The sequence below is a fragment of the Streptomyces sp. NBC_01006 genome (genome assembly GCF_045162725.1).
Taxonomy (GTDB): Bacteria; Actinomycetota; Actinomycetes; order Streptomycetales; family Streptomycetaceae; genus Streptomyces.
Genome location: NZ_CP108700.1, coordinates 3,456,621 through 3,481,677 on the forward strand (window position 1 = coordinate 3,456,621; position 25,057 = coordinate 3,481,677).

General features: G+C 73.3%; 17 protein-coding genes. 6 read left to right on the forward strand and 11 right to left on the reverse strand.

Annotated elements, in window-relative coordinates; genetic code table 11:
• The first annotated feature begins 102 nt into the window (after positions 1 to 102).
• Complete coding sequence (locus tag OG509_RS15610) at positions 103 to 1,308, forward strand: globin domain-containing protein (protein WP_406187588.1); 1,206 nt, start codon at positions 103 to 105, stop codon at positions 1,306 to 1,308.
• A gap of 8 nt (positions 1,309 to 1,316) precedes the next feature.
• Here the strand turns inward: OG509_RS15610 and OG509_RS15615 are convergent, their stop codons facing one another.
• Together OG509_RS15615 and OG509_RS15620 are read right to left on the reverse strand one after the other, a co-directional pair.
• Positions 1,317 to 2,318: a nucleoside triphosphate pyrophosphohydrolase gene (locus OG509_RS15615; protein ID WP_406187590.1), complete on the reverse strand. Its 1,002-nt coding sequence runs from the start codon at positions 2,316 to 2,318 to the stop codon at positions 1,317 to 1,319.
• 61 nt (positions 2,319 to 2,379) lie between these two features.
• On the reverse strand, positions 2,380 to 3,006 hold the full coding sequence (locus OG509_RS15620) for a SurA N-terminal domain-containing protein (protein WP_406183167.1): 627 nt from the start codon (positions 3,004 to 3,006) through the stop codon (positions 2,380 to 2,382).
• 192 nt (positions 3,007 to 3,198) lie between these two features.
• Between OG509_RS15620 and OG509_RS15625 the strand changes: the two genes are divergently transcribed.
• Entirely contained in the window at positions 3,199 to 5,628 is a 2,430-nt protein-coding gene (locus tag OG509_RS15625; protein WP_406183168.1) for a YfhO family protein, read from the forward strand.
• Positions 5,629 to 5,638: 10 nt separating this feature from the next.
• Here OG509_RS15625 and OG509_RS15630 read toward each other — a convergent pair whose 3' ends face one another.
• On the reverse strand, positions 5,639 to 7,165 hold the full coding sequence (locus OG509_RS15630; RefSeq protein ID WP_406183169.1) for a protein kinase domain-containing protein: 1,527 nt from the start codon (positions 7,163 to 7,165) through the stop codon (positions 5,639 to 5,641).
• Positions 7,162 to 7,746, reverse strand: coding sequence for a hypothetical protein (locus tag OG509_RS15635; protein WP_406183170.1), 585 nt, complete (start codon positions 7,744 to 7,746; stop codon positions 7,162 to 7,164). The genes OG509_RS15630 and OG509_RS15635 overlap by 4 nt, the downstream gene beginning before the upstream one ends.
• Before the next feature lie 270 nt (positions 7,747 to 8,016).
• Between OG509_RS15635 and OG509_RS15640 the strand changes: the two genes are divergently transcribed.
• Positions 8,017 to 8,874 carry a hypothetical protein gene (locus OG509_RS15640; protein WP_406183171.1) on the forward strand — a complete coding sequence of 286 codons (858 nt, stop codon included), beginning with the start codon at positions 8,017 to 8,019 and terminating at the stop codon, positions 8,872 to 8,874.
• 55 nt (positions 8,875 to 8,929) lie between these two features.
• Here the strand turns inward: OG509_RS15640 and mfd are convergent, their stop codons facing one another.
• The 3 genes from mfd to OG509_RS15655 all read right to left on the reverse strand — a co-directional run bounded on the left by mfd (position 8,930) and on the right by OG509_RS15655 (position 16,031).
• The gene (mfd, locus tag OG509_RS15645) at positions 8,930 to 12,463 is read right to left on the reverse strand and encodes a transcription-repair coupling factor (RefSeq protein WP_406183172.1); all 3,534 of its coding nucleotides are present in this window, start codon (positions 12,461 to 12,463) and stop codon (positions 8,930 to 8,932) included.
• A 209-nt stretch (positions 12,464 to 12,672) separates the two neighbouring features.
• On the reverse strand, positions 12,673 to 15,198 hold the full coding sequence (locus OG509_RS15650) for an FtsX-like permease family protein (protein WP_406187591.1): 2,526 nt from the start codon (positions 15,196 to 15,198) through the stop codon (positions 12,673 to 12,675).
• A gap of 56 nt (positions 15,199 to 15,254) precedes the next feature.
• The gene (locus tag OG509_RS15655) at positions 15,255 to 16,031 is read right to left on the reverse strand and encodes an ABC transporter ATP-binding protein (RefSeq protein ID WP_384712878.1); all 777 of its coding nucleotides are present in this window, start codon (positions 16,029 to 16,031) and stop codon (positions 15,255 to 15,257) included.
• Positions 16,032 to 16,392: 361 nt separating this feature from the next.
• Here OG509_RS15655 and OG509_RS15660 point away from each other — a divergent pair, with 361 nt between their 5' ends.
• Together OG509_RS15660 and OG509_RS15665 are read left to right on the forward strand one after the other, a co-directional pair.
• Entirely contained in the window at positions 16,393 to 17,970 is a 1,578-nt protein-coding gene (locus tag OG509_RS15660; RefSeq protein WP_406183173.1) for an MFS transporter, read from the forward strand.
• 120 nt (positions 17,971 to 18,090) lie between these two features.
• A complete protein-coding gene (locus OG509_RS15665; protein ID WP_406183174.1) occupies positions 18,091 to 18,957 on the forward strand; it encodes a hypothetical protein in 867 nt (288 codons plus the stop codon).
• A 1-nt stretch (position 18,958) separates the two neighbouring features.
• Here the strand turns inward: OG509_RS15665 and OG509_RS15670 are convergent, their stop codons facing one another.
• Positions 18,959 to 19,816 carry an alpha/beta fold hydrolase gene (locus OG509_RS15670; RefSeq protein ID WP_406183175.1) on the reverse strand — a complete coding sequence of 286 codons (858 nt, stop codon included), beginning with the start codon at positions 19,814 to 19,816 and terminating at the stop codon, positions 18,959 to 18,961.
• A gap of 81 nt (positions 19,817 to 19,897) precedes the next feature.
• Between OG509_RS15670 and OG509_RS15675 the strand changes: the two genes are divergently transcribed.
• Positions 19,898 to 20,476, forward strand: coding sequence for a CGNR zinc finger domain-containing protein (locus tag OG509_RS15675; protein WP_406183176.1), 579 nt, complete (start codon positions 19,898 to 19,900; stop codon positions 20,474 to 20,476).
• A 33-nt stretch (positions 20,477 to 20,509) separates the two neighbouring features.
• Here OG509_RS15675 and OG509_RS15680 read toward each other — a convergent pair whose 3' ends face one another.
• The 3 genes from OG509_RS15680 to OG509_RS15690 all read right to left on the reverse strand — a co-directional run bounded on the left by OG509_RS15680 (position 20,510) and on the right by OG509_RS15690 (position 24,995).
• Positions 20,510 to 21,391, reverse strand: a complete 882-nt coding sequence (locus OG509_RS15680; RefSeq protein ID WP_406183177.1) for a cellulose-binding protein — start codon at positions 21,389 to 21,391, stop codon at positions 20,510 to 20,512.
• A 135-nt stretch (positions 21,392 to 21,526) separates the two neighbouring features.
• Positions 21,527 to 23,992, reverse strand: a complete 2,466-nt coding sequence (locus OG509_RS15685; protein WP_406183178.1) for an SUKH-4 family immunity protein — start codon at positions 23,990 to 23,992, stop codon at positions 21,527 to 21,529.
• Positions 23,993 to 23,999: 7 nt separating this feature from the next.
• Positions 24,000 to 24,995, reverse strand: coding sequence for an SMI1/KNR4 family protein (locus tag OG509_RS15690; protein ID WP_406183179.1), 996 nt, complete (start codon positions 24,993 to 24,995; stop codon positions 24,000 to 24,002).
• Positions 24,996 to 25,057 lie beyond the last annotated feature (62 nt).

Consider the following 25,057-nt stretch of genomic DNA (forward strand, 5'->3'; position numbering starts at 1 on the left):
GGCCCACCGCCATCCCATATGGGTGGTTCGCCGCGGCTGTCCGTAGATCCGCCATCGCTTGACCTCGCGTTCCCCGGCGTTCCTACTTTCGGTTTTGTGGATGTGAGGATCTTGAAGAGCAGCTTCGCGGTGGTGGAGAGAAGGGCCGAGCACGCGGTCAAGTACTTCTACTCCCACCTCTTCTGGCACAACCCCGGGATCCGTGAGCTCTTCCCGGCCTCCGCCGAGGACATGGAACGCCAGCGCGACCGGCTCTTCGCCGCGCTGACCCACGTGGTCGCCCACCTCGACGACGACAGCCTGCTCCCCTATCTCCACGACCTCGGCCGCGACCACCGCAAGTTCCTCGCCGGCCCCGAGCACTACGCGGCCCTCGGCGCCAGCCTGCTCGCCGCGCTCGCCCGGACCTGTGGCGAGTCCTGGACCCCGACCGTGGAGAAGGCCTGGTCCGAGGCGTACCAGGTGATCGCCGACGCCATGATGGCCGGGGCCGCCGCGAGCGAGGACCCGCCGTGGTGGGAGGCCGAGATCGTGCGCCACCTCCGGTACGGGGAGGACATAGGGGTGCTGACCCTGCGCCCGCACGCCCCCTTCGCCCACCTCCCCGGCCAGTACGCGAGCGTGAGCAGCGAACGGGTCCCGAGGACCTGGCGCACGTACTCCATCGGAAACGCCCCGCGCCCCGACGGCACCCTCGACCTGCACGTCAGCCGTATCGAGGACGGCCGGCTCAGCACCGTCCTGGTCCGCGAGGCCCGACCCGGCGAGATGCTGCGGCTCGGCGCGGCCGGCGGGCAGCTGACGCTGCGCCGCGCCGACCGCCCGGTCAGCCTGATCGCCGCGGGCACCGGCTGGGCGCCGATCCGGGCCATGGTGGAGGAGCTCGCCGGGCAGCCTCCCGACCAGGACGTACGGCTCTTCGTCGTCGCCCGGGACGCCGCGTACCTGTACGACCGCCCGCTGATCGACGAGTACGCCGCCGCCCTCGGCTGGCTCGGCGTCACCTACATCACGCCCGCCCCCGGGCAGCACCGCAACCAGGCCACCGGGCGGCTGGCGACCGCGCTCGGCCACCGGGCCATGTGGCCCGAGCAGGACGTCTACCTCAGCGGGCCGGCGCCCTTCGTCGAGCAGACCGTGCACGTACTGAAGGAGCTGGGCGCCCTGCCGGGCCGGATCTTCCACGACACCGTGCCCGCCGCCGGCACCGGCCACGGCCCGGGCGGCCGGCCCCTGGGCTTCGGCGAGTGGTTCCTCGGCCGCCCCGAGCCGCACTGGCACAACCCGTCGGGCCGCGCCCCCCGCTAGGCCGTGGATTACTCGCCGACGCCCTCGGCCGCCCTGATCGCGTCCCGGTAGGTGCGGGCCGCCGCGCGCAGCGCGGTCTCGGGGTCGATGCCCGCCGCCTCGGCGCGCGCGGCCAGTTCCAGCAGCTCGTACCCGATGCCCTCGCCGCGGGGCAGTTCCACGGCCAGGCCGCCCGCGCGGACCCGGCCGGCGAGCTTGGCCGCGAGCGCGAGTCCGGGCTGGCCCAGCGGGATCCCGTCGGTGACCGACTCCCGCTGCTTCTCGACCGCCTTGGTGCGCTGCCAGTGCGCGCTGACGTCCTCCGGGGTCTGCGCGTCCGCGTCCCCGAAGACGTGCGGGTGCCGGTGGATCAGCTTCTCGACGAGGCCGCCGGCCACGTCGTCGATGGAGAACGGCTCGTCGGGATGTTCCTCGGCGATCCGCGCGTGGAAGACCACCTGGAGCAGTACGTCGCCGAGCTCCTCGCGCAGCGCGTCCCGGTCCCCGTCCTCGATGGCCTCGACGAGTTCGTACGCCTCCTCCGTGGCGTACTTGACCAGTGCCTCGTGGGTCTGGCGCGAGGTCCAGGGACATTCGCGGCGGACCCGGTCCATCACCTGCACGAGGTCGAGCAGGCGGGCGCCGGGCAGGTCGTACGAGCCGGGCAGCAGTTCGAGGTCGGGCATGTCGACGCGGCCGGAGCCGGCGAGCCGGGCCAGTCCGTCGGTGAGCCGCCGGTCGCCCTCGCCGGACGGGATCACCACGACCGTGCGGCCGCCGGCGCAGGCCTCGACCAGCGCGTGCGCGTCCGGGGCCTCGTGCGCGACCTCGACGCCCGCCTCGCGCAGGTACGGCAGCTGCGGGTGGCCCGGGTCGGCGCACAGCACCCGGTCCGCGGCGTGCAGGGTCTGCCAGGCCGGCCAGGACAGCAGGCCGGGGGCGACCCGGTGGCTCGCGGTCAGCAGGACGATCCGGCCGGCGGCCGTGGCGTCGGCGGGTCCGGCGTGGGCGGGTCCGGCCGGGGCGGGCACGGCGGGGGCGGGTTCGGCGGCGTGGTCGGTCACCCTCCGAACCTACCTCCGCACCGGCGGCTCAGGCTCCGGCGGGGGCCTGCTCGGGCCGGGTCCGCTGGACGATCCAGGGGGTGTCCTGGTCGCCGAGCACGATCTGCTGCGCGTCCCAGACTCCGTAGCGCGGGTTCACCTCGATGTGCAGGGTCTTCGCGGCGGACGCGAGCTTTCCGACGGCCTTGTCCTGGCTGCCGTAGTGGTCGAAGAGCTTGTCGCGCAGCAGCTTGAAGCGGGCGTCGGCGTCGAGCTGCCCGGGCGCCAGCTGGGCCTGCTCCAGGGCCGCCGCGGCCAGCTTCTCCGTTCCGCCCGCCTTCTCCAGCTGGGCCTTGCGGAAGTCCTGGACCTCCTTCTCGCTGACGCTCACGCCCGCGTCCTCGGCGGCGCGCTCCAGCACGACGGTCTGGATCATCTTGTTGAGCTTGACCCGCTCCAGGCCGGGAGAGGACTGGATCAGCTGGGCGGCGGTGGACCCGGCTTCGTTCTGCGCCGCGCGGACATCGTTCACCTGGGCCTGGAGCGCGGAGGTGGTGATGCGTTCGCCGCCGACGACGGCCGCGGTGCCGGGCCGGGCCTGGCCCGAACAGGCGGTCAGCAGGGGGGCCGCCACGAGCAGGGCGGCGGAGACGGAGAGCGCAGTGCGACGGTGCAAAGGAGCCTCCAGGGCCGGGAGATTGTGCGTCGGTGCACAAGGGCCGTGCGGTGATCGATGGTATGCAGTCAAGGGGATCCGAGCCACTGCTTCGACCAACGATTCCCGGGGTGTTGGGGTACGCGTCTGTTGATGTCGCAGCCACCCGGTGGCAACCCTGTGGTCCACCGGCGGTGCCAAAGTCGGCCCACCATGTCGACACCGCACCGCTCGCCGCGCCGCCTGAGCCTGCGCGGCTCGGCCCTCGCCGCCCTGATCACGGTCGTGGCCGTCTGTGCCGGGGACGCGGTCGCCCGCGTGTTCCCGTACGGACACCGCCACCGCAGCATCAACGACCTCGGCAACCAGTTCGTCCCCTTCCACGCGCACCTGTGGGACCTCCTGCACGGGCGGGCGGAGGGCGGGCTGCTGTTCAACTGGCAGTCCGGCTTCGGCACGAGCTTCCTGCCCGACTTCGGCACGTACCTCTCCAGCCCGTTCGCGGTGCTCGTCGGCCTCTTCCCGCGCGAGGACATCGACCTCGCGGTGTACGTGGTCACCGTGCTGAAGATGGCCGCGGCCGCGGCGGCGATGGCCTGGCTGCTGCGCACGCAGCGCCGCGGGCCGTGGTGGGCGGCGGGCCTGCTGGCGGCCTCGTACGCGCTGTGCGGCTGGTCGGTGATCGAGGCCTCGTACAACCCGATGTGGCTGGACGGGCTGATCGCGTTCCCGCTCCTGTGTCTGACGGGTGAATGGGCGCTGCGGGGGCGCCGGCCCGCCGCCGCCGTCCTCGTGGTGGCGCTCTGCTGGACGGCGAACTTCTACACGGCGTACATGGCGACGCTGGGCGCGGCGCTGGTGCTCCTGGTACGGGTGGTGCTGACGCGCGAGGGCGTACGGGGGCGGCTGGCGGTCCTCGTACGCGGCGGCGGAACGACCCTGCTGGGCATCGCGGTGTCCGCGCCGGTGCTGGTGCCGCTCTTCCTGAGCTCGAAGCAGGCGTACCCGGGGTGGACGCGGCAGTTCGACCCGGTGTCCTGGCCGGACCTGTTCGCGCGGATCCTGCCCGCGACGTACTCCTTCTCCTCGCCGGCGCTGTTCGTGGGCACGGGGACACTGCTGCTGGTGGCGGCCCTGCCGTTCCACGGGGCGGCGGCGCTGCGCACCCGCATGTGGTGGGCGGGGCTGACGTCGGCCGTGCTGGTCTCCTTCCAGTGGACGCCCACGCATCTGGCCTGGCACGTCTTCGCGACCCCGAACGGGAGCCCGTACCGGCAGACGTTCGTGCTGGCCGGGGTGGCCGTGATCGCCGCGTGGACCGGGCTGGCGGCCGGGCTGCCGAAGCCGCGGGCGCTGGCGGCGGGGGCGGCGGTGCTGGCCGCGGCGGCCGTGGCGGCCGGCGGCAGCACGCTGGCGACGACGTGGGGCCTCGGGCTGTTCTGTGGCGGCCTGGCGCTGGCGGCGGGGGCCTGGTGGTCCCTGCGCCACCGCCGGCTGGTCCTCCCGGCGGCCGGGGTGCTGGCGCTCGTACTGATCGGGCAGGCGGCCGCGACGACGGCGTTCGGGCACAAGGGCAAGCTGGGCGGACTGGACGACTACCCCTCGTGGGGCACGGCGCACACGGCCCGCTCCGCGGCGCTGGCCGGCGCCGAGGGCTGGCCCGCGTACCGCACGGACCCGAGCCGGCCGGCGCTGACGGGCAACGATCCGCTGCTGCTGGGCGGGGAGGGCGGCGCGTACTACAGCAGCCACACCCCGGACGTGTTCACGCGGACGATGGTGGCCCTCGGTGCGGGCTGGACCTCGCGCGGGCGCAACGTGCAGAGCATCGACAACCCGGTGACGGACGCGGTCTTCGCGGTCGGCGCCCGCCTGCGGCCCGACGGCACGATCAGCAGCGCGCAGGACGTCCCGCCGCTGGTCACGATCCGCCCGCCGGGGCCCGTGCCCTCGTACGGGGCGGCCGACGGGCCCCCGTTCGCCAACCAGGAGCTGCTGCTGGGCGCCAAGGTGTACGAGGACCCCGTCGCGCCCGGGGTGTGCCGCGCGGGCACGGAGGCCTACCTGTGGGCCCCGGAGTACAACGCGACGGCCCGCCTCGCGGACGGCCGCGCCTTCCGGCTGAACGGCAACGCCCCGCGCAACCGGGCGGCCCTCCAGCCGCTGGGCGCCTCCCGGGGAGCCTCCTCGGCGCTGGTCTTCGACGCTCCCGCGCCGCCGCGCTGGGCCCTGTCCTGCCTGGACCGCGCCCGCCTGGACCCGGCGGTGGCCGCCCTGCGGGCGACGGCTCCGACGCAGCTGCGGGTGGGCTCCTCGACCGTCGGCGCCACCGTCCCGGCGGGCACCACGGGCACGGCGGTCCTCTCCTCCCCGGCGATCGCGGGCTGGACCTGCAACGGCCGGCCCGCCACGCCCTACCTGGGCCTGGTCTCCGTCCCGCTGACCCCCGCCACGACCACCGTCTCCTGCTCCTTCCGCCCTCCCGGCCTCGTCCCGGGCGCGGCGGTCACGGCCGTGTCCCTGCTGGTCCTGGCCGGGCTGCTGGTGGCGGAGCGCCGCCGCAGGCCCCGGACCGGCCGCATCGCCGGTCCGGACGGCCCGGAGGCCGGCGCACCCGCGGAGCTCGCCGCGGCCAGGGCCTGAGCCGCGGGCCTCAGCGGACCTGGCTGAGCCAGTGGAGGGTGCGGCGGACCTCCGTGGAGAAGGGGTGGTTCGGGCCGTGGACGCGGTCCGCGTCGAACAGCAGCCGGACCAGGGTGTCGTGGGCCGCCGGCCGGTCGCCCAGGGAGAGCAGCAGCTGGGCTATCCGGCGGCGGACCTCCAGCGGGAGGCCGGGGTCCGGGTTGGCGTAGTGGTTCTCGAACAGCGGGAGCAGCGAGCGGTATTCGGCCAGGGCCGCCCCCGGAGAGTCGAGCTGTTCCAGGCACTGCGCCGCGTCGTAGCGGAAGCGCAGGGACTGCGGGTCGCCCGCCGGGAACTCGTCGGCGAGGCGGCGCAGTTCGGGCAGGGCGCGGCGGTACTGGCCGTCGTCCATCAGCGTGGCCGCGTACTGCTTGCGCAGCGAGCGGACCACCGTGGAGTGCTCGCCGTGCTCGGCCGCCGCGGCCGGCAGGATCCCGCCGAGGATGTCCCCGGCCTGGGTGAGGCGGCCCTGCTCCAGGAGGCTGCGGGCCTCGTCCACCGCGGCCGGGATGTCCGGCTTGGGCGGCGTCTGCGGTGTCTGCGGCGTGGGCGGTGACGTCGGCTGCGGCGGGATGGTGGAGGCGCGGTCCGGCCAGGGGGCCTGGGGGCGCAGGAAGGGGCGGGTCGGGTCGAGCGCGCCCGCCGGGGTGCCCTGCTTGGGCAGCAGCGACGTGAGGGACTCGTACACGGCCTGCGCGGAGGCGGGCCGGTCCTGCGGGTCCTTCGCCAGGAGGTGCAGCAGGACCGCCTCCAGCTGGTGCGGGACCTCCGGGCGCAGCCGGCGCACCGGGACCGGCGGCTCGTACAGGTGGCGGTGCAGGACGCCGAGCGCGGTGGACCCGGCGAACGGGACGTTGCCGCTGAGGAGTTCGTACAGCAGCACGCCGAGGGCGTAGAGGTCGGTGTACGGGCCGACGGCGCCGCCCATCGCCTGCTCGGGCGCCATGTACGCCGGGCTGCCGATCGGGGTGCCGGTGCTGGTGAGGCGGGTGGTGTCGGTGTCCATCACCGAGGCGACGCCGAGGTCCAGGACCAGCACGGTGCCGTCCGGGCGGACCATCACGTTGCGCGGCTTCAGGTCGCGGTGCACGATCGGCACCGCGTGCACGGCCGACAGCACCCCGCACAGCTGCGCGATCACGGCGACCGCCCACGGCCAGGGGTACGGGTCGTGCTGCGCGAGGTGGTCGGCGAGGTCGGTGCCCTCGACGTAGCCCATGACGAGGAACAGCTCGTCGCCGTCGCTGCCCGCGTCGTGGACCGTGACCAGGCCCGGGTGGTCCACCTGCGCCGTGACCCGGCATTCGCGCACGAAGCGGCGGCGCAGCTCGTCGGCGACGGAGCCGGGGCCGGCCACCTTGTCGGGGCGCAGCAGCTTGACGGCGACGCGGCGGTCCAGCCGCTGGTCGTACGCCGTCCAGACCTGGCCCATGCCGCCCTGTCCCAGGACGGAGGCGAGCCGGTAGCGCTCGCCGATGATCCGGTCTCCCTCGGTCACCGGGCCGGGTCCTCACCGTCGTTGCCGGGGGCGTGCGGGTTCGGGTTCTGCGCGGTGGGGTTCTGCGGGTTCGGGTGCGGGTGCGGCGTCTGCTTGCGCAGCAGTTCGCTCAGCTCGTCGAGCTCGGCGCGGACCTGCCCGATCCGCGGCGGGGTGGCCGGGGCGGGGGCCGGGGTCGGCGTGGGCGTCTGCTGCTGCACCGGCGGGTACCCGTACGCAGGGCGCTGCGGCTGCTGCTGCGGTACGTACGGAGCGGGCTGCGCCGGGTACCAGGGGGCGGTCATGGCCGCCGCCCGTGCCGCCGAGTGGTGCTGGATATCGGCGACGAGGAAGTACACGCAGGTCAGGAACCCGGTGATGATGACGCCGAAGGCGCCCGTATTGCCCTGCCAGCCGTTGGTCTCGGGCGTCGGGTCGGCGCCGATCAGCGCGACCCAGCCGACGGTGAGCACGCAGTTGACGGCCAGCAGCCACCAGTCCCGGGGCCTGCGGGTGACGACCGCGAGCCGCAGCATCGTGCCCCAGCCCAGGAAGCCGCAGCTCAGGACGGGCAGCAGGGCGAACAGCACGCGCAGTGCCACGACTCCCCCGGTACTGGGCTGGGGGCCTTGCTGCGGCGGGAGGCCGGGGCCGTGCATCGCTGCTCCTGACGGACCGTGTCGACGAAGTTTCGGGTCTGAGCGTATACAGCGTTTCCGGCCGCCAGTGAGGGGATGCGCGCAACCGTTGCAGGGTCGCCGCACAGCTCCCGGCGGGCGCGGGCCGCGGGGGGCGCGCGGAAATCGTGGACGCCCCCTGACCGGCGGCGACTACCCTCGGCAGTCGAGTTGTTGTTCCAGGGGGGAATCCACATGCGAAGCCGGACCATCGGCGTGTCGGTGCTGACCACGACGGCCTTGTTCGGACTGACGACGGCCTGCGCGCCGGTCGGCGGGAGCAAGGCCGCCGACATCGGCCGGGCCGCCCGGGCCGCCGCGCCGGCCTCGGCCGGGGCCACGCCGGCGCCGGCCGCGAAGGGCAAGGGGGCGGGCAAGGGCACCGGCATGCTCGCGGACCTGTCGGGTGCCGAGATCCTGAGCCAGGCGCACGAGGCCATGCGCAAGGTCGAATCGGCCCGTGTCGTCGCGAAGATGCACGAGGAGGGCAGCCCGGTCGAGTTCGACCTCACCCTCGACAAGAAGGGCAGCTGCAAGGGGACGGTCCGGTACGACGGGATGGGCAAGGTGGACCTGATCAAGTCCACGGACCTCATCCACTTCAAGGGCGACGCCGACTACTGGCGGGGGACGGCCGCGAAGGAGCACGCCCCCAAGAGGCAGACGGACGCGATGGTCACGATGCTCGCCGACCGCTGGCTGAAGATGCCGGTCTCCGACGCCAAGGCTTCCGCGATGAAGCACCTCTGCGACCTGGAGAAGCTGACGGACGGCGGCGGCCGGCCCAACCCGCTGGCCCGCAAGGGCGAGACGGTCACCATCGACGGAAAGCAGGCGCTGGCGGTCATCACGGCGGCCAAGGAGGGCACGGAGACCGACTACATCGCCACCCAGGGCACTCCGTACGTCCTCAAGTCCACCGTCTCGGGGGACGAGACCGGGGAGGTCCTCTTCTCCGGCTTCGGCACGCCGGTCGACACGGCCCTGCCGGAGGGCGCGGACGTCCTGGACCTGTCGAAGCTGGGCGACGGCGGACCGGCCGAGACGGTCTGAGCCTTCACGGCCCGCGCCGCGGCCGGGGACCCCGAGGTCCCCGGCCGCGTACGTCTCAAGAACCGAGGATCGTGGTGAGGAACTCCCCGGTCCAGGACAGCAGTTCCCGCCCGACCAGCGGCTTGCCGCCCACCCGGGCCGTCTTCGGCCGCGGGATCAGCACCTGCGAGGTGGCCGGCTTGAGCACCGAGCCCGGGTAGAGCCGCTTGAGCCGCAGCTCCTGCGATTCCCGCAACTCCACGGGCCCGAAGCGGATGTTGACGCCCTGGAGGGTGATGTCGCCGACCCCGCAGGCCCGCGCCAGCATCCGCAGCCCCGCCACCAGCAGCAGGTTCTCCACCGGCTCGGGCAGCTTGCCGTAGCGGTCGTGGAGCTCTTCCCGTACGGCCTTGATGTCCGCCTCGGAGTTCGCCGACGCGATGGACCGGTACGCCTGCAGGCGCAGCCGCTCGCCCGGCGCGTAGTCGTGCGGGACGTGCGCGTCGACCGGCAGCTCGATCTTGACCTCCAGCGGCGGCTCCTCCTCCACCCCGCCCTCGATCGCCGCCCGGTAGTCCGCGACGGCCTCGCCGACCATGCGGATGTACAGGTCGAAGCCGACGCCCGCGATGTGGCCGGACTGCTCGCCGCCGAGCAGGTTGCCCGCGCCGCGGATCTCCAGGTCCTTCATCGCCACGTACATGCCGGCGCCCATCTCGGTGTGCTGGGCGATCGTCGCGAGCCGCTCGTGCGCGGTCTCGGTCAGCGGCTTCTCCGGCGGGTAGAGGAAGTACGCGTACCCGCGCTCGCGCCCTCGGCCCACGCGGCCGCGCAGCTGGTGGAGCTGGGAGAGGCCGAAGTTGTCCCCGCGCTCCACGATGAGGGTGTTGGCGTTGGAGATGTCGATGCCGGACTCGACGATCGTCGTCGAGACGAGCACGTCGAACTTCTTCTCCCAGAAGTCCACGACGACCTGTTCCAGGGCCTGTTCGGACATCTGGCCGTGCGCGGTCGCGATCCGCGCCTCGGGCACGATCTCGCGCAGCTTGGCGGCCGCCCGGTCGATGGACTCGACCCGGTTGTGGATGTAGAAGCACTGGCCCTCGCGCAGGAGTTCGCGCCGGATGGCCGCGCCGATCTGCTTCTCCTCGTACGGGCCGACGAAGGTGAGCACCGGGTGGCGCTCCTCCGGCGGGGTGGTGATCGTCGACATCTCGCGGATGCCGGTCACCGCCATCTCCAGGGTGCGCGGGATCGGGGTCGCGGACATCGTCAGCACGTCCACGTTGGCGCGCAGCTTCTTCAGCTGCTCCTTGTGCTCGACGCCGAAGCGCTGCTCCTCGTCGACGATGACCAGGCCCAGGTCCTTGAACTTGGTCTCCTGCGAGAACAGCCGGTGCGTACCGATGACGATGTCGACCGAGCCCTCCTTGAGCCCCTCCAGGGTGGCCTTGGACTCGGTGTCGCTCTGGAAGCGGGACAGCGCCTTCACGTTGACGGGGAACTGGCTGTAGCGCTCGGAGAAGGTCCCGAAGTGCTGCTGCACGAGGAGGGTGGTGGGGACGAGGACGGCAACCTGCTTGCCGTCCTGGACCGCCTTGAAGGCCGCGCGGACCGCGATCTCGGTCTTGCCGTATCCGACGTCGCCGCAGATGAGGCGGTCCATGGGGACGGACTTCTCCATGTCCTCCTTGACCTCGGCGATGGTGGTGAGCTGGTCGGGCGTCTCCGCGTACGGGAAGGCGTCCTCCAGCTCGCGCTGCCAGGGGGTGTCGGGGCCGAAGGTGTGGCCGGGGGCGGCCATGCGGGCGCTGTAGAGCTTGATGAGGTCGGCGGCGATCTCCTTGACCGCCTTCTTCGCGCGCGCCTTGGTCTTGGTCCAGTCGGCGCCGCCGAGCCGGTGCAGGGTCGGGGCCTCGCCGCCGACGTACTTGGTGACCTGCTCCAGCTGGTCGGTGGGGATGTAGAGCCGGTCGCCGGGCTGGCCGCGCTTGGCGGGGGCGTACTCGACGAGGAGGTACTCGCGGGTGGCGCCCTGGACGGTGCGCTGCACCATCTCGATGTAGCGGCCGACACCGTGCTGCTCGTGGACGATGTAGTCGCCGACCTCCAGGGTGAGGGGGTCGATGGCCTTGCGGCGCCGGGTCGGCATCCGGCCGAGGTCCTTGGTGGCGGTGCGCTGGCCGGTCAGGTCGGTCTCGGTGAGGACGGCGAGCTTGAGGGCGGGGTCGATGAACCCGTTGTCGAGGGAGCCGCACGCCACGTGGACGATCGACGGCTCCAGGGTGCGCAGGTCCGCCTCCAGGCGGGCCGCGATGCCCTCGCCGCCGAGCACCTCGACGGTGCGGGCGGCCGGGCCGTGGCCCTCGGTGAGGTAGACGGTGTGCCAGCCGTCGGCGATCCAGCCCTTGGTGTCGGCGAGCGCCCGGGCGGTGTCGCCGCGGTAGGCCTCGGGGGCGTGCATGCCGAGCCCCAGGGTGTCGGCCGCCGAGGCGGCGTCGTCCGCCGCGAAGGGGGACACCGACCACCACATCATGCCGAGCTCGCGCGCGTGCTCCCGTACGTCCGCGATCCCGCGCAGCGAGGCCGCGCCGACGTCGATGGGGGCCTCGCCGCCGCCGGCGGTCGCGGCCCAGGAGGCCATGAGGAACTCCTGCGAGGTCGCGACGAGGTCGGCGGCCCGGGTGCGGACCCGCTCCGGGTCGCACACGACGGCCATGGACCCGGCCGGCAGGACGTCGATCAGCAGTTCCATGTCGTCGACGAGGACCGGCGCGAGGGACTCCATGCCCTCCACCGCGATCCCCTCGGCGATCTTGTTCAGCAGTTCGCCGAGCTCGGGGTGGGCCTCGGCGAGGGCCGCGGCCCGCTCCCGTACCTCGTCGGTCAGCAGCAGCTCCCGGCAGGGCGGGGCCCACAGCCCGTGCTCGGCCACCTCCAGGGAGCGCTGGTCGGCGACCTTGAAGTAGCGGATCTCTTCGACCTCGTCGCCCCAGAACTCCACGCGCAGCGGGTGCTCCTCGGTGGGCGGGAACACGTCGAGGATGCCGCCGCGCACGGCGAACTCGCCGCGCTTCTCGACGAGCTCGACGCGGGCGTACGCGGCTGCGGCGAGCGCCTCGGTGACCTCGCCCAGATCGGCGCTGTCGCCGTGCCGAAGGCTCACCGGGACCAGGTTTCCGAGCCCCTTGACCTGCGGCTGGAGCACGGACCGGATCGGCGCGACGACCACGGAGACGGGCCCCGCGGCCGGGTCGTCCTTGCTCGGGTGCACCAGCCGGCGCAGTACGGCGAGCCGCCGGCCCACGGTGTCGCTGCGCGGGGAGAGCCGCTCGTGCGGAAGGGTCTCCCAGGACGGGTACTCGGCGACCTCGTCGGGCGGCAGGAAGGACCGCAGCGCGGCGGCCAGGTCCTCGGCCTCCCGCCCGGTGGCGGTGACCGCGAGCACGGTCCGCTCGGTCCTGGCCGCCAGCGCGGCGATGGCGAAGGGCCGTGCTGCCGGGGGTCCGACGAGATCCACGTGCATGCGGTTGCCGTCCCCGGCCGCGGTGACCGCCTCGGCGAGGGCCGGGTCCCGGGTGACGGCGTCGAGCAGTCCGTGCAGGCTCATGAAAGGAGGCTTCCGTCCGGTGAAGGGGCAACGCGAAGGACCCGACACGTCTCACGGGCCGGGGCTTCCCACCCTACGACGCCCCCCGGTCCCCCGCGCGAGGGATTGCGGCCACCGCGAGGAGCGCCGGCCCGGGAACGCCGTCGGTCCCGGTCGGCCCCCGAAGGGCTGACCGGGACCGGCGGTCCCCCGAACGAACGCTGAGCCGGCTACTCGCTCGCGATCGCGTTCAGTACGTTCATCCGCCCTGCCCGGAAGGCCGGGACCAGTGCGGCGAACAGGCCCACGAAGGCCGACCCGGCGAACACGCCGATGATCGTCGGCCAGGGGATCTCCAGCACCTTCAGGCCCTCCAGGGCGAGCAGCTGCTGCGCCGTGGCTCCCCAGCCCATGCCCAGGCCGAGGCCGAGCAGGGCGCCGAAGAGGGCGATGACCACGGACTCCAGGCGGATCATGCGGCGCAGCTGGCGGCGGGAGAGGCCGATGGCGCGCATCAGGCCGATCTCGCGGGTCCGCTCGACCACCGAGAGGGCCAGGGTGTTCACGACACCCAGGACCGCCACGATGATCGCGAGGCCGAGGAGCCCGTAGACCATGTTCAGCAGCTGGCCGACCTGGTCCTTGAGGGACTTCTTGTAGTCGGTCTGGTTCTGCACCTGGTACTGGGGGTACTCCGCGAGCGCGCCCTTGACGGCGGTGTACGCGGCGTCCGCCTTCCCGTCGGCGGCCTTGGCCAGCAGCATGAACGGCCGCGGCATCCGGTCGGCCGGCAGGAACTGCTCGGCGGTCGCGGTGCTGATGTACATCACGCCCTTGTCGAGGTTGCCCTCGTCGGAGGTGATCGCGGCGACCTTCAGCTTGGTGCTCCGGCCCCCGGTGAAGGCGACCGTCAGCTCGTCGCCGACCTTGACGTGGTGCTCGTCCGCGAAGAGCGAACCGACCGACATCGCGCCCTTGCCGTACGCCGCCGCGTGCTCGCCGGCGATCATCTTGCGCCGGACGTCCTGGGCGTACGTGGGGTCGTTGACGCTGATGCCGCCGTCCTTGACGAAGCCGTCGGGGGCGGTGACCTTCGCCTCCACCTCCCGGTACGCGGTGACGTGGTCGAGGTCCTTGGTGGCGCGCAGCGCCTGCTCGGCCTGCGGCATGATCGGCTGGCCGGTCTGGGACTGGACGATGTAGTCCGCGCCGACCGACTTGTCGAGCTCGTCGGTGGCGGAGGCCACCATCGAGGAGCCGACCACCGACAGGCAGGCGACCAGCGCCAGTCCGATCATCAGCGCGGCGGCGGTGGCGCCGGTACGCCGCGGGTTGCGCAGCGCGTTGCGCTCGGCGAGGCGGCCGACGGACCCGAAGGGCCGCAGGACGATGCCGGAGAGCAGCCGGACCACGAGGCCGGCGAGCAGCGGGCCGATCACGATGAAGCCGATGAGGGTGAACAGCACGCCCAGGGACAGCCAGAGCGAGCCGGCGGCGGCCTTGTCGGCTGCCGCGGCGAGGAACAGGCCCGCGCCGCCGATGCCGGTGAGGACCAGGCCCACGGCGGCCCGGATGCGGCCGGCCTTCTTGTCGCCGGGGGTGCCGGCGTCGCGCAGGGCGGCCATCGGGGAGACCTTGCCGGCCCGGCGGGCCGGGATGAACGCCGAGACGACGGTGACGATGATGCCGAGCACCAGGCCGACGACCGGGGTGGTCCAGGCGATGGTCAGGTCGTCGGTGGACAGGTGCATGCCCATCTGACCCATGAGCTGCATCAGGCCGACGGCCAGGCCCACACCGGCGCCGACCCCGAGGATCGAGCCGACCAGGCCGAGCAGGAAGGCCTCGACGATCACGGACTTGAGCACCTGGCCGCTGTCGGCGCCGATGGCGCGCATCAGGCCGATCTCGCGGGTGCGCTGGGCGACCAGCATCGAGAAGGTGTTGAAGATGAGGAAGATGCCGACGAGGAAGGCGATTCCGGCGAAGCCGAGCATCACGTACTTCATGACGTCGAGGAAGGAGCCGACGTCCTTGCGGTTGGCGTCCGCGGCCTCCTTGGCGGTCTGGAGCTTGTACGTGTCCGCGCCGACGGCCTTGGCGACGTTCGCCTTCAGCTGGGTGTCGCTGACCCCGTCCTTCGCGGTGACGTTGACGTGGGTGAAGAGGCCGGGGCCGCCGAGCAGCTTCTCCTGCGCGGTGGCGGTGTCGAAGTAGACGATCGCCGCACCCGGGTTGGTCACGGTGAAGGTGGCGATACCGCTGATCTTGGCGCGGATGTCGCCGGTGATGGCGATGGTGCGCAGTTCGTCGCCGAGCTTCAGGTGGTGCTTCTTCGCGGTGTCCGCGTCGACCATCATCTCGGTCGGGCCGCGCGGGGCCTGGCCGGAGGTGATCTTCATGGACTTGAGCTCGTTGTCGTTCCAGTTGCCCGCGATGGTCGGGGCGCCGGTGGTCGAGCCCATGTTCTCGTTCTTGGCGTTGACGACCGTGACGGACATCGAGACGACGGCGCCCTCGGCGCTCTTGACGCCCTCGGCCTTCCCGACCTGCTCGACGGCGGAGGCGGACAGCACCTCCGGCTTGCCGCGGTTCGGGTTGTCCTCGCCGCCCTCGGCAGCCTTCGGGGTGACCGTGACGTTGGCGCTGGTGACGCCGAACAGCTTGTCGAAGGTGGTGTTCATGGTGTCGGTGAACACCAGGGTGCCGCAGACGAAGGCGACGGAGAGCAGGACGGCTACGGCGGAGAGCGCCATCCGCCCCTTGTGCGCGACGAAGTTGCGCCGCGAGGTCTTCAGTACGGTGCCCGCGCTCACGAGGTCCGCCCGCGCGCGTCGAAGTCCTTCATCCGGTCGAGCACCTGGTCGGCGGTGGGCGCGTACATCTCGTCCACGATCCGGCCGTCGGCCAGGAAGATCACCCGGTCCGCGTACGAGGCGGCCACCGGGTCGTGCGTGACCATCACGATGGTCTGGCCGAGCTCGTCCACCGAGCGGCGCAGGAAGCCGAGGACCTCGGCGCCGGCCCGGGAGTCCAGGTTTCCGGTGGGCTCGTCGCCGAAGATGATCTGCGGACGGGCCGCGAGGGCGCGGGCGACGGCCACGCGCTGCTGCTGGCCGCCGGAGAGTTCGGTCGGGCGGTGCTTGAGGCGACCGGCGAGGCCGACGGTCTCGACGACGCGGTTCAGCCACTCCGCGTCGGGCTTGCGGCCCGCTATGTCCATGGGGAGCGTGATGTTCTCCAGGGCGTTGAGCGTGGGCAGCAGGTTGAACGCCTGGAAGATGAAGCCGATCCGGTCACGGCGCAGCTGGGTGAGCTTCTTGTCCTTCAGCCCGGTGATCTCGGTGTCGTCCAGGTGGATCTGCCCGCTGGTCACGGTGTCGAGACCGGCGAGGCAGTGCATGAGCGTGGACTTGCCGGAGCCGGAGGGGCCCATGATCGCCGTGAACTGGCCGCGCTTGATGTCCACGTCCACCTCGTCGAGGGCGACCACGCGCGTCTCCCCGGCGCCGTAGGCCTTGACGACCTTGCGCGCCCGGGCGGCGACGGCTTCATGCCCTCCAGTACCCCCGTGCCTGGTTTCGGTCATAGCCGTTGTCACGGTGCTTCCCCTCGTTGATGCGTTGCTCGCGCTGCCGCGCATGTGGCCGGATTCGGCTGTCTTGCCGTCGTGAAGTCTGCGGGGCGGAGGCGGCCGGCGCGCTGGTGCCCATCGCCGTATCCACCGGGGGGTTAACCCCACCCCTGCCCGTAGGAACCAGTTAAGGACCTCGCCGGGCCGTCCTCCTCCTCCGCCGGGACGAATGACCCCTGGGCCCTTGTGAGGAGCAACCCCTAGGGGTTCTGCATCTTTTGGCGGATCAGCTCTGGGGGCTACCGGGGGGATACCGCCGGATACCCCGTGATGAGAAGGTGTTCCCCGCGGATACGTGCACGGTGAAAGGATCTTGGTGGGCGCAGAGGAGGGCACGGGCGAGCGCACCGGGGCCGTACCGGCGGCCGACGCGTCGGCTCCCGGCGGGCGGAAGCCTCGTACCGCCCTGGTCAGCGCCCTCATGCTGGCGATGGCCCTCGTCGCCCTCGACAGCTCGATCGTCTCCACCGCCGTCCCCCAGATCGTCGGCGACCTCGGCGGCTTCTCCGTCTTCTCCTGGCTCTTCGCGGGCTACCTGCTCGCCGTCACCGTCACGCTCCCCGTCTACGGGAAGCTCTCCGACACCCTCGGGCGCAAGCCCGTACTGCTCTTCGGCATAGCCCTGTTCATCGTCGGCTCGCTGCTGTGCGCGCTCGCCTGGAACATGGCCGCCCTCATCGCCTTCCGCCTCGTCCAGGGGCTGGGCGGCGGCGCCCTCCAGGGCACCGTGCAGACCCTGGCCGCCGACCTCTACCCGCTCAAGGACCGCCCGCGGATACAGGCGCGGATGTCCTCCGTCTGGGCCGCCTCCGCCGTGGCCGGCCCGGCGCTCGGCGGGCTCATCGCCTCGTACACCGACTGGCGCTGGATCTTCCTGATCAACCTGCCGCTCGGCGGACTGGCCCTGTGGATGCTCGCCCGCCACCTCGTCGAGCCCGTACGGTCCCCCGGGCGCCGCGGCCCGATCGACTGGGCGGGCGCCCTCGGCGTCTTCGCCTGCGGCGGACTGCTGCTCTTCGCCCTCGTGCAGGGCGGGGTCGCCTGGCCCTGGCTGTCGGCGCCCTCCCTCGGACTGCTGGGCGCGAGCGCGCTGCTGGCGGCCGTCGTCGTCCGGATCGAACGCCGGGCGGCGGAGCCGATCATCCCGGGTTGGGTCTGGCGCCGGCGCACCATCGCCGCCGTGAACCTGGCCCTCGGCTCACTCGGCGTGCTCATGATCGCCCCGATGGTCTTCGTCCCCACGTACGCCCAGTCCGTGCTCGGCCTCGGGGCCGTCAGCGCCGGACTCGTCATGTCCGCGACGACCCTCACCTGGCCGGTCTCCGCCGCCTTCAGCCAGCACGTCTACCGGCGCATAGGCTTCCGCAACTCTGCGGCCGTCGGGAGCTCGCTCGCCGCCGTGATCCTGTTCTCGTTCACACTGCTCCCGTATCCCGCCCGGCCCTGGCAGCCCACGCTGATCATGCTGCTGCTGGGCGCGGCCCTCGGCCTCTTCCAACTGCCGCTGATCGTCGGGGTCCAGTCCACCGTGGGCTGGTCCGAGCGCGGTACGACGACGGCCTCGGTGCTGTTCTGCCGCCAGGTCGGCCAGAGCCTGGGGGCCGCGCTGCTCGGGGCCGTCGCCAACGCGACCATCGCCTCCCGGCTGGCGCACGCCCCGATGTCCGGGCTGCCGGACCACCTCGACGACGTGTCCAAGGCCCTCGACCGGCCGGACCTGCTCCCGCGGGCCGCCGCCGACTACCTGCGCCAGGCGGTGGCCGCCGCCGTGGACCACGTCTTCGTCGGCGCGACCGCCGCGGCCGTGGCGGCGCTGCTCGTCCTGCTGCTGGTGGCGCCGCGGCGGTTCCCGATCCTGGAGGAGCACCAGGAGAAGGAGCGGGGCGGGAAGTAGCTGGGCGGGAAGTAGCCGGGCGGGAAGTAGCGGGCCGCGCCCGGGTCCCGCTTGTCATGACCCCGGTCAACGGAGTAGACCTCGGAGTCCTGCATCCGAGATCCGTTCCGGGGGGACGACATGGCTTCCGCACTCTTCGCACTGGTCTTACTGGCCGCCATCGCCGGGCCCATCGGCCTGCGGCTGCGCCGCCGTCCGGGCTTCGTCACCGGCCGCGACGGCCGCCTCTCCACCTCCACCACCCTGGCCCTGGCCTGGACGGTGATCCTGGTCTGGCTCCTGCTCACGATCCTCGCGTACGGGCTCACGGCGGGCGGCGGCGTCGGCTGGTTCACCTCGGAGCACGGCCCGCTGTCCTCCCTGACCACGGTGTACCTGCCGCTGCTCGGGGGCCCGTACGTGGCCCTGATCGCGGCGAAGACGGTCGTCGGGATCCGCGTCGAGAACGGCAGCATGGCCAAGCCCGCCCCGAAACCGACCGGCTCCGGGCAACGGCCGCTGCGCGAGCTGATCGCGAACGACAGCGGACGCACCGACCTCGTCGACCTCCAGTACGTGGCGCTCAGCGCGGTCACCATGCTGTACGTGGTGCTGTTCTTCCTCTCCGACGTGGGCGGCGGACTCCCCCGCCTCCCCGCCGAGATCTGGGCGCTGACGGGCGCCCCGGCCGGGGCGTACCTGGTGAACAAGATGGCCACGCGCGCGAACCCGGTGATCACGGGCGTGACGGTGACGGGCGCCGCGCTGCTCGTCGAGGGCGGCGGCTTCGGCCCGGAGGCCCGGGTGGAGCTCGACTCCACCGCCCTGGCGACCGAGTACGACCCGGCGACGGGCACCCTGACCGCTCCGCTGTCGGCCACCGCGCCCGCCGCCTTCACGGTGGTGGTCACCTCCCGCGGCCTGCGCAGCGACCCTTACCGCCACGCGCCGACGGCCGCTCCGGCACCTGAGTCGGCGCCGGCGCCGGCTCAGCCTGCGGGCCAGTAGGTCACGGCAGCTTCGCGAGGAACTCCTCGATCAGCGGGACGATCTCCCCGAGGTGCGTCTCCAGCGCGAAGTGCCCCGCCCCCTCCAGGAGGTGCACCTCGGCCTCCGGCGCGTCCCGCAGGTACGCCTTCGCCCCCGCCGGGATGAAGAACGGGTCCCCGGCGCCCCAGACGACCAGCACGGGGACCCCGGAGGTCCGCAGCCAGGCCTGCCAGGCCGGGTACTCGGCGAAGTTCGACGAGTAGTCGAAGGCGAGGTCGGCCTGGGCCTCGGCGCGCCCCGGCAGCCCGACGTAGTGCAGGTCGAGCGTCCGCCCGTCCGGGGAGACCAGGCCGGGATCGGCGACGCCGGCCTCGTACTGAAAGCGGATGCCCTCCGGGCTGAACAGCCCGCGCACCTTCTCCTCGTCGCCCGGCACCTCCCGCCGGAGTCCGGCGAACTCGCGTGCCGCGTCGGAGAGCCCCTCCTCGTACGCGTTGCCGTTCTGCACGATCAGGCCGGTCACCCGGTCGGGCCGGCGCACGGCGAGCCGCAGCCCGACGGGGGCGCCGTAGTCGAAGACGTAGAGCGCGTAGCGGTCCAGCCCGAGGGCGTCGGTGAAGCCCTCCACGACGTCCGCGAGCCGGTCGAAGGCGTACGTGAACCCGGCCGGGGCCTCGGTGCGGCCGAAGCCGGGGTGGTCGGGGGCGATCAGCCGGTACGGGGTGTCGCCGAGGGCGTCCATCAGCCGGGCGAACTGGTGGGAGGAGGTGGGGAATCCGTGCAGGAGCAGCAGGACCGGTCCGTCGGCCGGGCCGCTCTCGCGGTAGGCGACGCGGACCCCGTGCACGTCGGCGGTGCGGTGGTGAACGAGCAGCATCACATGCCTCCAATGGCCTAGTTCCCATTAGTCTTACCCCGGACTTCTAATGGGTCAAGTGCTTCACCTACCATTAGCGGCATGACCGCGAACCCGCCGAACCCGCCGAACCCGCCGTTTCCGCTCACGGGCGAGCCCCTCGCGCTGGACCTGCTGAACACCCGGCCCGCCGACGCGGGCGATCTGATCGCCGGTCCGGAGGGGCTCGCGGCCTGGCTGGCCGTCCAGGAGGGCCGGCTCGGGCCGGTCGGGAAGGTGGGCCCGGCGGAGGTGGCGGCCGTGCACGCCGTACGGGAGGCGGCCGGCGCGGCGCTCGCGGCCGCGCGGCGCGGCGAGCGGCCCCCGGCCGGCGCCCTGCGCGCGCTGAACGAGGCCTCGGCGGGCGCCCCGGCCCACCGCGAGCTCGCCTGGACCGCGGAGACCGGCCTGGCGGCGGCCCCGCACCGTACGGGCACCCCGGCGCGGCGGCTCGCGGCGGAGCTGGCCGACGCCGCGGCCGAGCTCCTGACGGACCCCCGGGTGCGGGGCGTACGGGAGTGCGAGGGGGCGGACTGCGTCCTGCTGTTCCTCCCGGCGCACCCCAGGCGCCGCTGGTGCGTGGCCGCGGCCTGCGGCAACCGCGCCCGCGTGGCCCGCTACTACGCCCGCCACAAACCCTGACCGGCCCGGCCGCCGGTCCGAAACGACCGGCCGTCAGCCCTCGGCGGGGGCCCGGCCCGTCAGCGCGGCCAGGCTGGAGCGGACGTGGTTCATGTGCGCCCGCATCTCGTCCTGTGCCTCCGCGTGCTCCCGCAGGATCCGCTCCGTCTCCCGGCCGGTCCGCTCCTCCTGCACCCGCGCCTGCGCCAGCTGCTCCGCGGCCCGCGCCTCCGCGTCCTCCTGGCCGTGCCGCGCCACCTCCTCCGCCTCCGCGTACCCGCGCCGCGCCTCCGCCAGCCGGACCTCCGCGTACCGCTCCAGCTCCGCGTGCCGGGCCTCCAGATCGGTCTCCCGGGCCGCCAGCTCCCGCTCCGCCGCGTCCCACCGCTCCACGTGCTCCTGCTCGCGGTCCGCGAGCAGCGCGTCCGACCGGCGCCGCATCTCCGTCAGCGCCGCCTGCGCCTGCGCCCGCCACTCCGCCGCTTCGTCCCTGGCCTCCGCCCGGACCGCGTCGGCCTCCCGGCCCGCCCGCAGCAGCCCCTGCCGCGCCCGGACCTCCGTCTGCTCGCGCACCGCCTCCGCGTCCTGCCGCGCCAGCTCCGCCACCCGGTCCGCGTACGCCTCGGCCGCGCCCGTCGCGTCCACCGCGTCCGCCCGCGCGTCCCGCCGTACGGTGTCCGCCTCCTCCTCCACCAGCAGCAGGATCCGCCGCGCCCGTTCGCTCAGCTCGTCGTACGTCTGCGGAGCCAGCGCGGCCACCGTCTCGCGCAGCCGCTCCGCCTCCGCCTCCATCCGCTTCGCGAGGACCGTCAGCCGCGCCACCCGCTCCCACGCCTCGTCCCTGCTGCCGGAGAGCCGGGCCAGATACCGGTCGACCTCTTCCACGCGGTAGCCGCGACCTCGTACGGTCGCGAAGCCCGGGCCGTGAGGTGACATGGGAGCAGTCATCCTGGAAGCGCCTCTCTCGGGGGGATTCCTGTCAAGGATGCGCCATTTGCGGCCAGAAGCCGGAATGGCCGGGCCGGGACCCCTTACGAGGGTCCCGGCCCGGCCATCCGCCCGATCGTCCGATCAGAGCAGCCCGTCCCACATCTGCTCCAGCAGCACCGACCACCAGCTCTCCGGCGACGCCAGCGCCGCACTGTCGAGCCCGGCCAGATTCGTCTGGAAATCGACGGTCCAGCGCCCTGCCTGCTCCGGCGTCAGATGCTGGCGCAGCCGCCACATGTGACCCAGCATCGCCAGCGACCGCGCGAACTGCGGCAGGCTCGAATTGACGAACTGCGGCGGCACCGGCGCACCGCCCGGACCGGCCTCCACCGGGACCGCCACTATGTGCGCCGTCCCGTACTGCACGCACAGCGCCTTGCCGAAGTCGCTGCCCACCACCAGGTACGAGCCCGCGTCGGAGGCCGGCTGCACCTGCCGCTGCGCCGCCAGTTCCGCCAGCGTCGGCACCGGCTGGCCCGGTACCGCCTGCGCCCAGAAGAACGGCCCGAAGTCCGTCGGCAGACCCGCCCACATCAGAGTCTGCGCCACGATCTCCGGCACACCCTGGCGCGACACCGCGCGCTGATCGAAGCGGAACACGCCCTGCGGGCCGAACGCCCCGGCCAGCTCCGCACCGATGGCATCCAGCGGAATGGCCGGCTGGAGCGGCACCTGCTGCACCGGAACCCGTACCGGCGCGGGGCGCGCGGGACCGTCGGCCACCTGGTGCAGCTCACCCTGATGGGTCAGCAGATGCCGCATGCCCTGCTGACGGCCCGCGTGGTCCTTGCCGTACGGGGCCACGCTCGTGATCCGCACCTGCGGCCAGGTCTCCCGGATCATCCGCGCGCAGTAACCGCCCGGCAGCTCACAGGACTCCAGCTCGGTGTGCAGCTCCAGCACCTGCTGCGGCGGCACGTTCATCGCGCGCAGCTCGTACAGGATCTGCCACTCGGGGTGCGGGGTACCGGGCGCGGAACGGCGGATGAGCTGCTGCTCGGAGCCGTCGGGCGCGCGGTAGCGCAGTACGGCCTGGTAGCCCGGGCCGACGGTGGGCGCGCCGGTGGGCACCGGAGGCTGCGCCGCGGGACCGGGACCGGCCTGCGGCTGCCCGGGCGGGCCGGGAGGCGCGGGCGGCTGACCCGTGACGGCCGGACCGGCCAGCATCGTCGCGGCATGGTCGAGCCCGCCCCCGGGAGCACCGGGAGCCCCCGGCGGACCGGGGGGCGCGGTCGGCCGACCGGCGCCGGGAGCACCGGGCGGACCGGGAGGCGCGGGCGGCTGACCGGTCACGGCCGGACCGGCCAGCATCGTCGCGGCATGATCCAGCCCACGCCCCAGCGAACCGGGAGCACCGGGCGGACCGGGAGGCGCAGGCGGCTGACCCGCACCCGGAGCACCCGGCGGACCCGGAGGCGCCGGCGGCTGACCCGTCACGGCCGGACCGGCCAGCATCGTCGCGGCATGATCCAGCCCACGCCCCAGCGAACCGGGAGCACCGGGCGGACCGGGAGGCGCAGGCGGCTGACCCGCACCCGGAGCACCCGGCGGACCCGGAGGCGCCGGCGGCTGACCCGTCACGGCCGGACCCGCCAGCATCGTCGCGGCATGATCCAGCCCACGCCCCAGCGAACCGGGAGCACCGGGGGCACCAGGCGGACCCGGCGGCGTCGCCGGCGCCGTACCCGGACGGGAGACCTGGGCCTTGCTCGTCGGCGCATCGGCGATCGACCCGGAATCCGAGCCGCCGCCCGCGTCCCGCCCGAGGTCCAGCGCGGGGGCGATCGCGGTCTTCGGGAGCCGGCTGCCCCCGGGGATCAGCGCGGTCTTGGCCTCCGAGGAGGCACCGGACGGCGGCGCCATGTCCTCCAGGTCCGAGCCCGACAGCGGCGGCGCGAACACCGTCGCGGGCAGCGGTACGGACACGTCGTCCGCACCGGGGTTCACATCGGTCCCGGCCCACGGCGTGGCCCCGGCCGGCACCCCGTCGTTCGCGGTCGGCTCGTACGGCACCTCGCGGCGCAGCGGAACCGCCTCCACCGGAACGGGGGCGGGAGCCGGAGCCGGAGCCGGAGCCGGAGCCGGAGCCGGAAGCGGAGCAGCAGGCTCCGGAGCAGGCGCGGGCTCGGCCGCGGCAGGAGCCGGCGTCGGCAGGGGCGTCGCCGCCGGCGGAATCCCCGCCCGGTCCGCCGCCTCCTGGAGCCACTCCGGCGGACTCAGCATGAACGAGGTCTGCTCCGAGTCGATCCGCGGCGTAGGCACAGAGGCCTCCGCCACCGGCGCGGCCGCGGCCCCGTACTCCTCCTCGTACCGGCGGATCACCTCACCCACCGGCAGCCCGGGCCACAGCGTCACCTCACCGCTGTCCCGCGCGATGACCAGCCGCTGCCGGCCGCCACCGGACACCGGACCGGCCGCGCGGTCCTCCGCCCACACCACGAACCCGAGTCCGAACTCCCGTACGCGCACCTCCCGGTGCTGGTACGCGGGCACGTCCCCGTTGATCCACTCCTCGGCGCGCTCCTGCGCCTGCGCAAACGTCACCATCGCGCCGTCACCCCTCCACCGGTGCCGCACCGGACACGGGAACCGAGCGTGCGAATCCGCCGTCCACCATCAGACCGGCCACCGTTTCCAACTCCGGCGGATTGCCCGCCAACCGCTCCAGAAAGGCATCGAAATCGGCACCGCACGGCAGCAACAGACGCTCCACGCGCTCCTGCACCGACCAGCCGTCCTGGTCGCGGGCGTCGTCGTACGGGGAGAACCAGACCGAGCCGATCCCCTCGCCCCTCACCTTCACCGCGAGCAGGCCGCCCTGGACGAAGGCCACGCACAGGTAGTCCTTCGTCAGGTGGTCCCGCAGACACTTGTTGACGTACACGAGGTCGTTGACCGCCGCCTCCTCACGCACCGTGAAGAAGGGCTGGTCCACCAGCAGTCCGAGGTCCACGTCGAGCCCGGCGCCCACCGGCGCGCAGCCGCCCGCCGCCTTCAGGAACGCGCGGTACGCCTCCGGCAGCCGGTAGCCGAGGTCCTCCTCGACGCCCTGCACCGCCTCCTCGGAGACCGACACCACCGTCTTCGGCAGCCCCAGGTGCACCGGGCGCAGCTCCTGCAACGGCCGTGTCCCGCGCTTGCCGTGGTCGACCGGCGCCGTCGCCAGCCCCGCGTGATGCCGCAGCAGGGCCTTCACCTCGACCGGGACCAGCTCCATCCGCCGGGTCCTGGCCACGTGGTGCCAGGTCCAGCCGTGCGGGGTCGCCACCGGTCCGACGGTGTCCCACAGCGCATGGCCGGCCGCGTGCATCGCCGCGTTCGCGGACACGCAGTCCGTCAGCCGCAACTCGTCCACGCCGAAGCCCTCCGGCGGCTCGGCGATCTCCACCGCCGCGCGCGCGTACGGGGAGAAGTCGGGATGTCCGTCCCCGTCCATCCGTACCCCGTGGGGATGCCGAGCGGCCCGGACCGGGTCCGGGAAATGCACGACCTGCCCGGAGTACGCGGCGTTGGGTGGCGCGGCCTGCTGCCCGAGCCGACCTGTCGTCATGGCGGTAGCCCCCTGCTGGATCTGGCTGGTTCACCACAGCCTATGTGGTCGGGCAAGAGCGT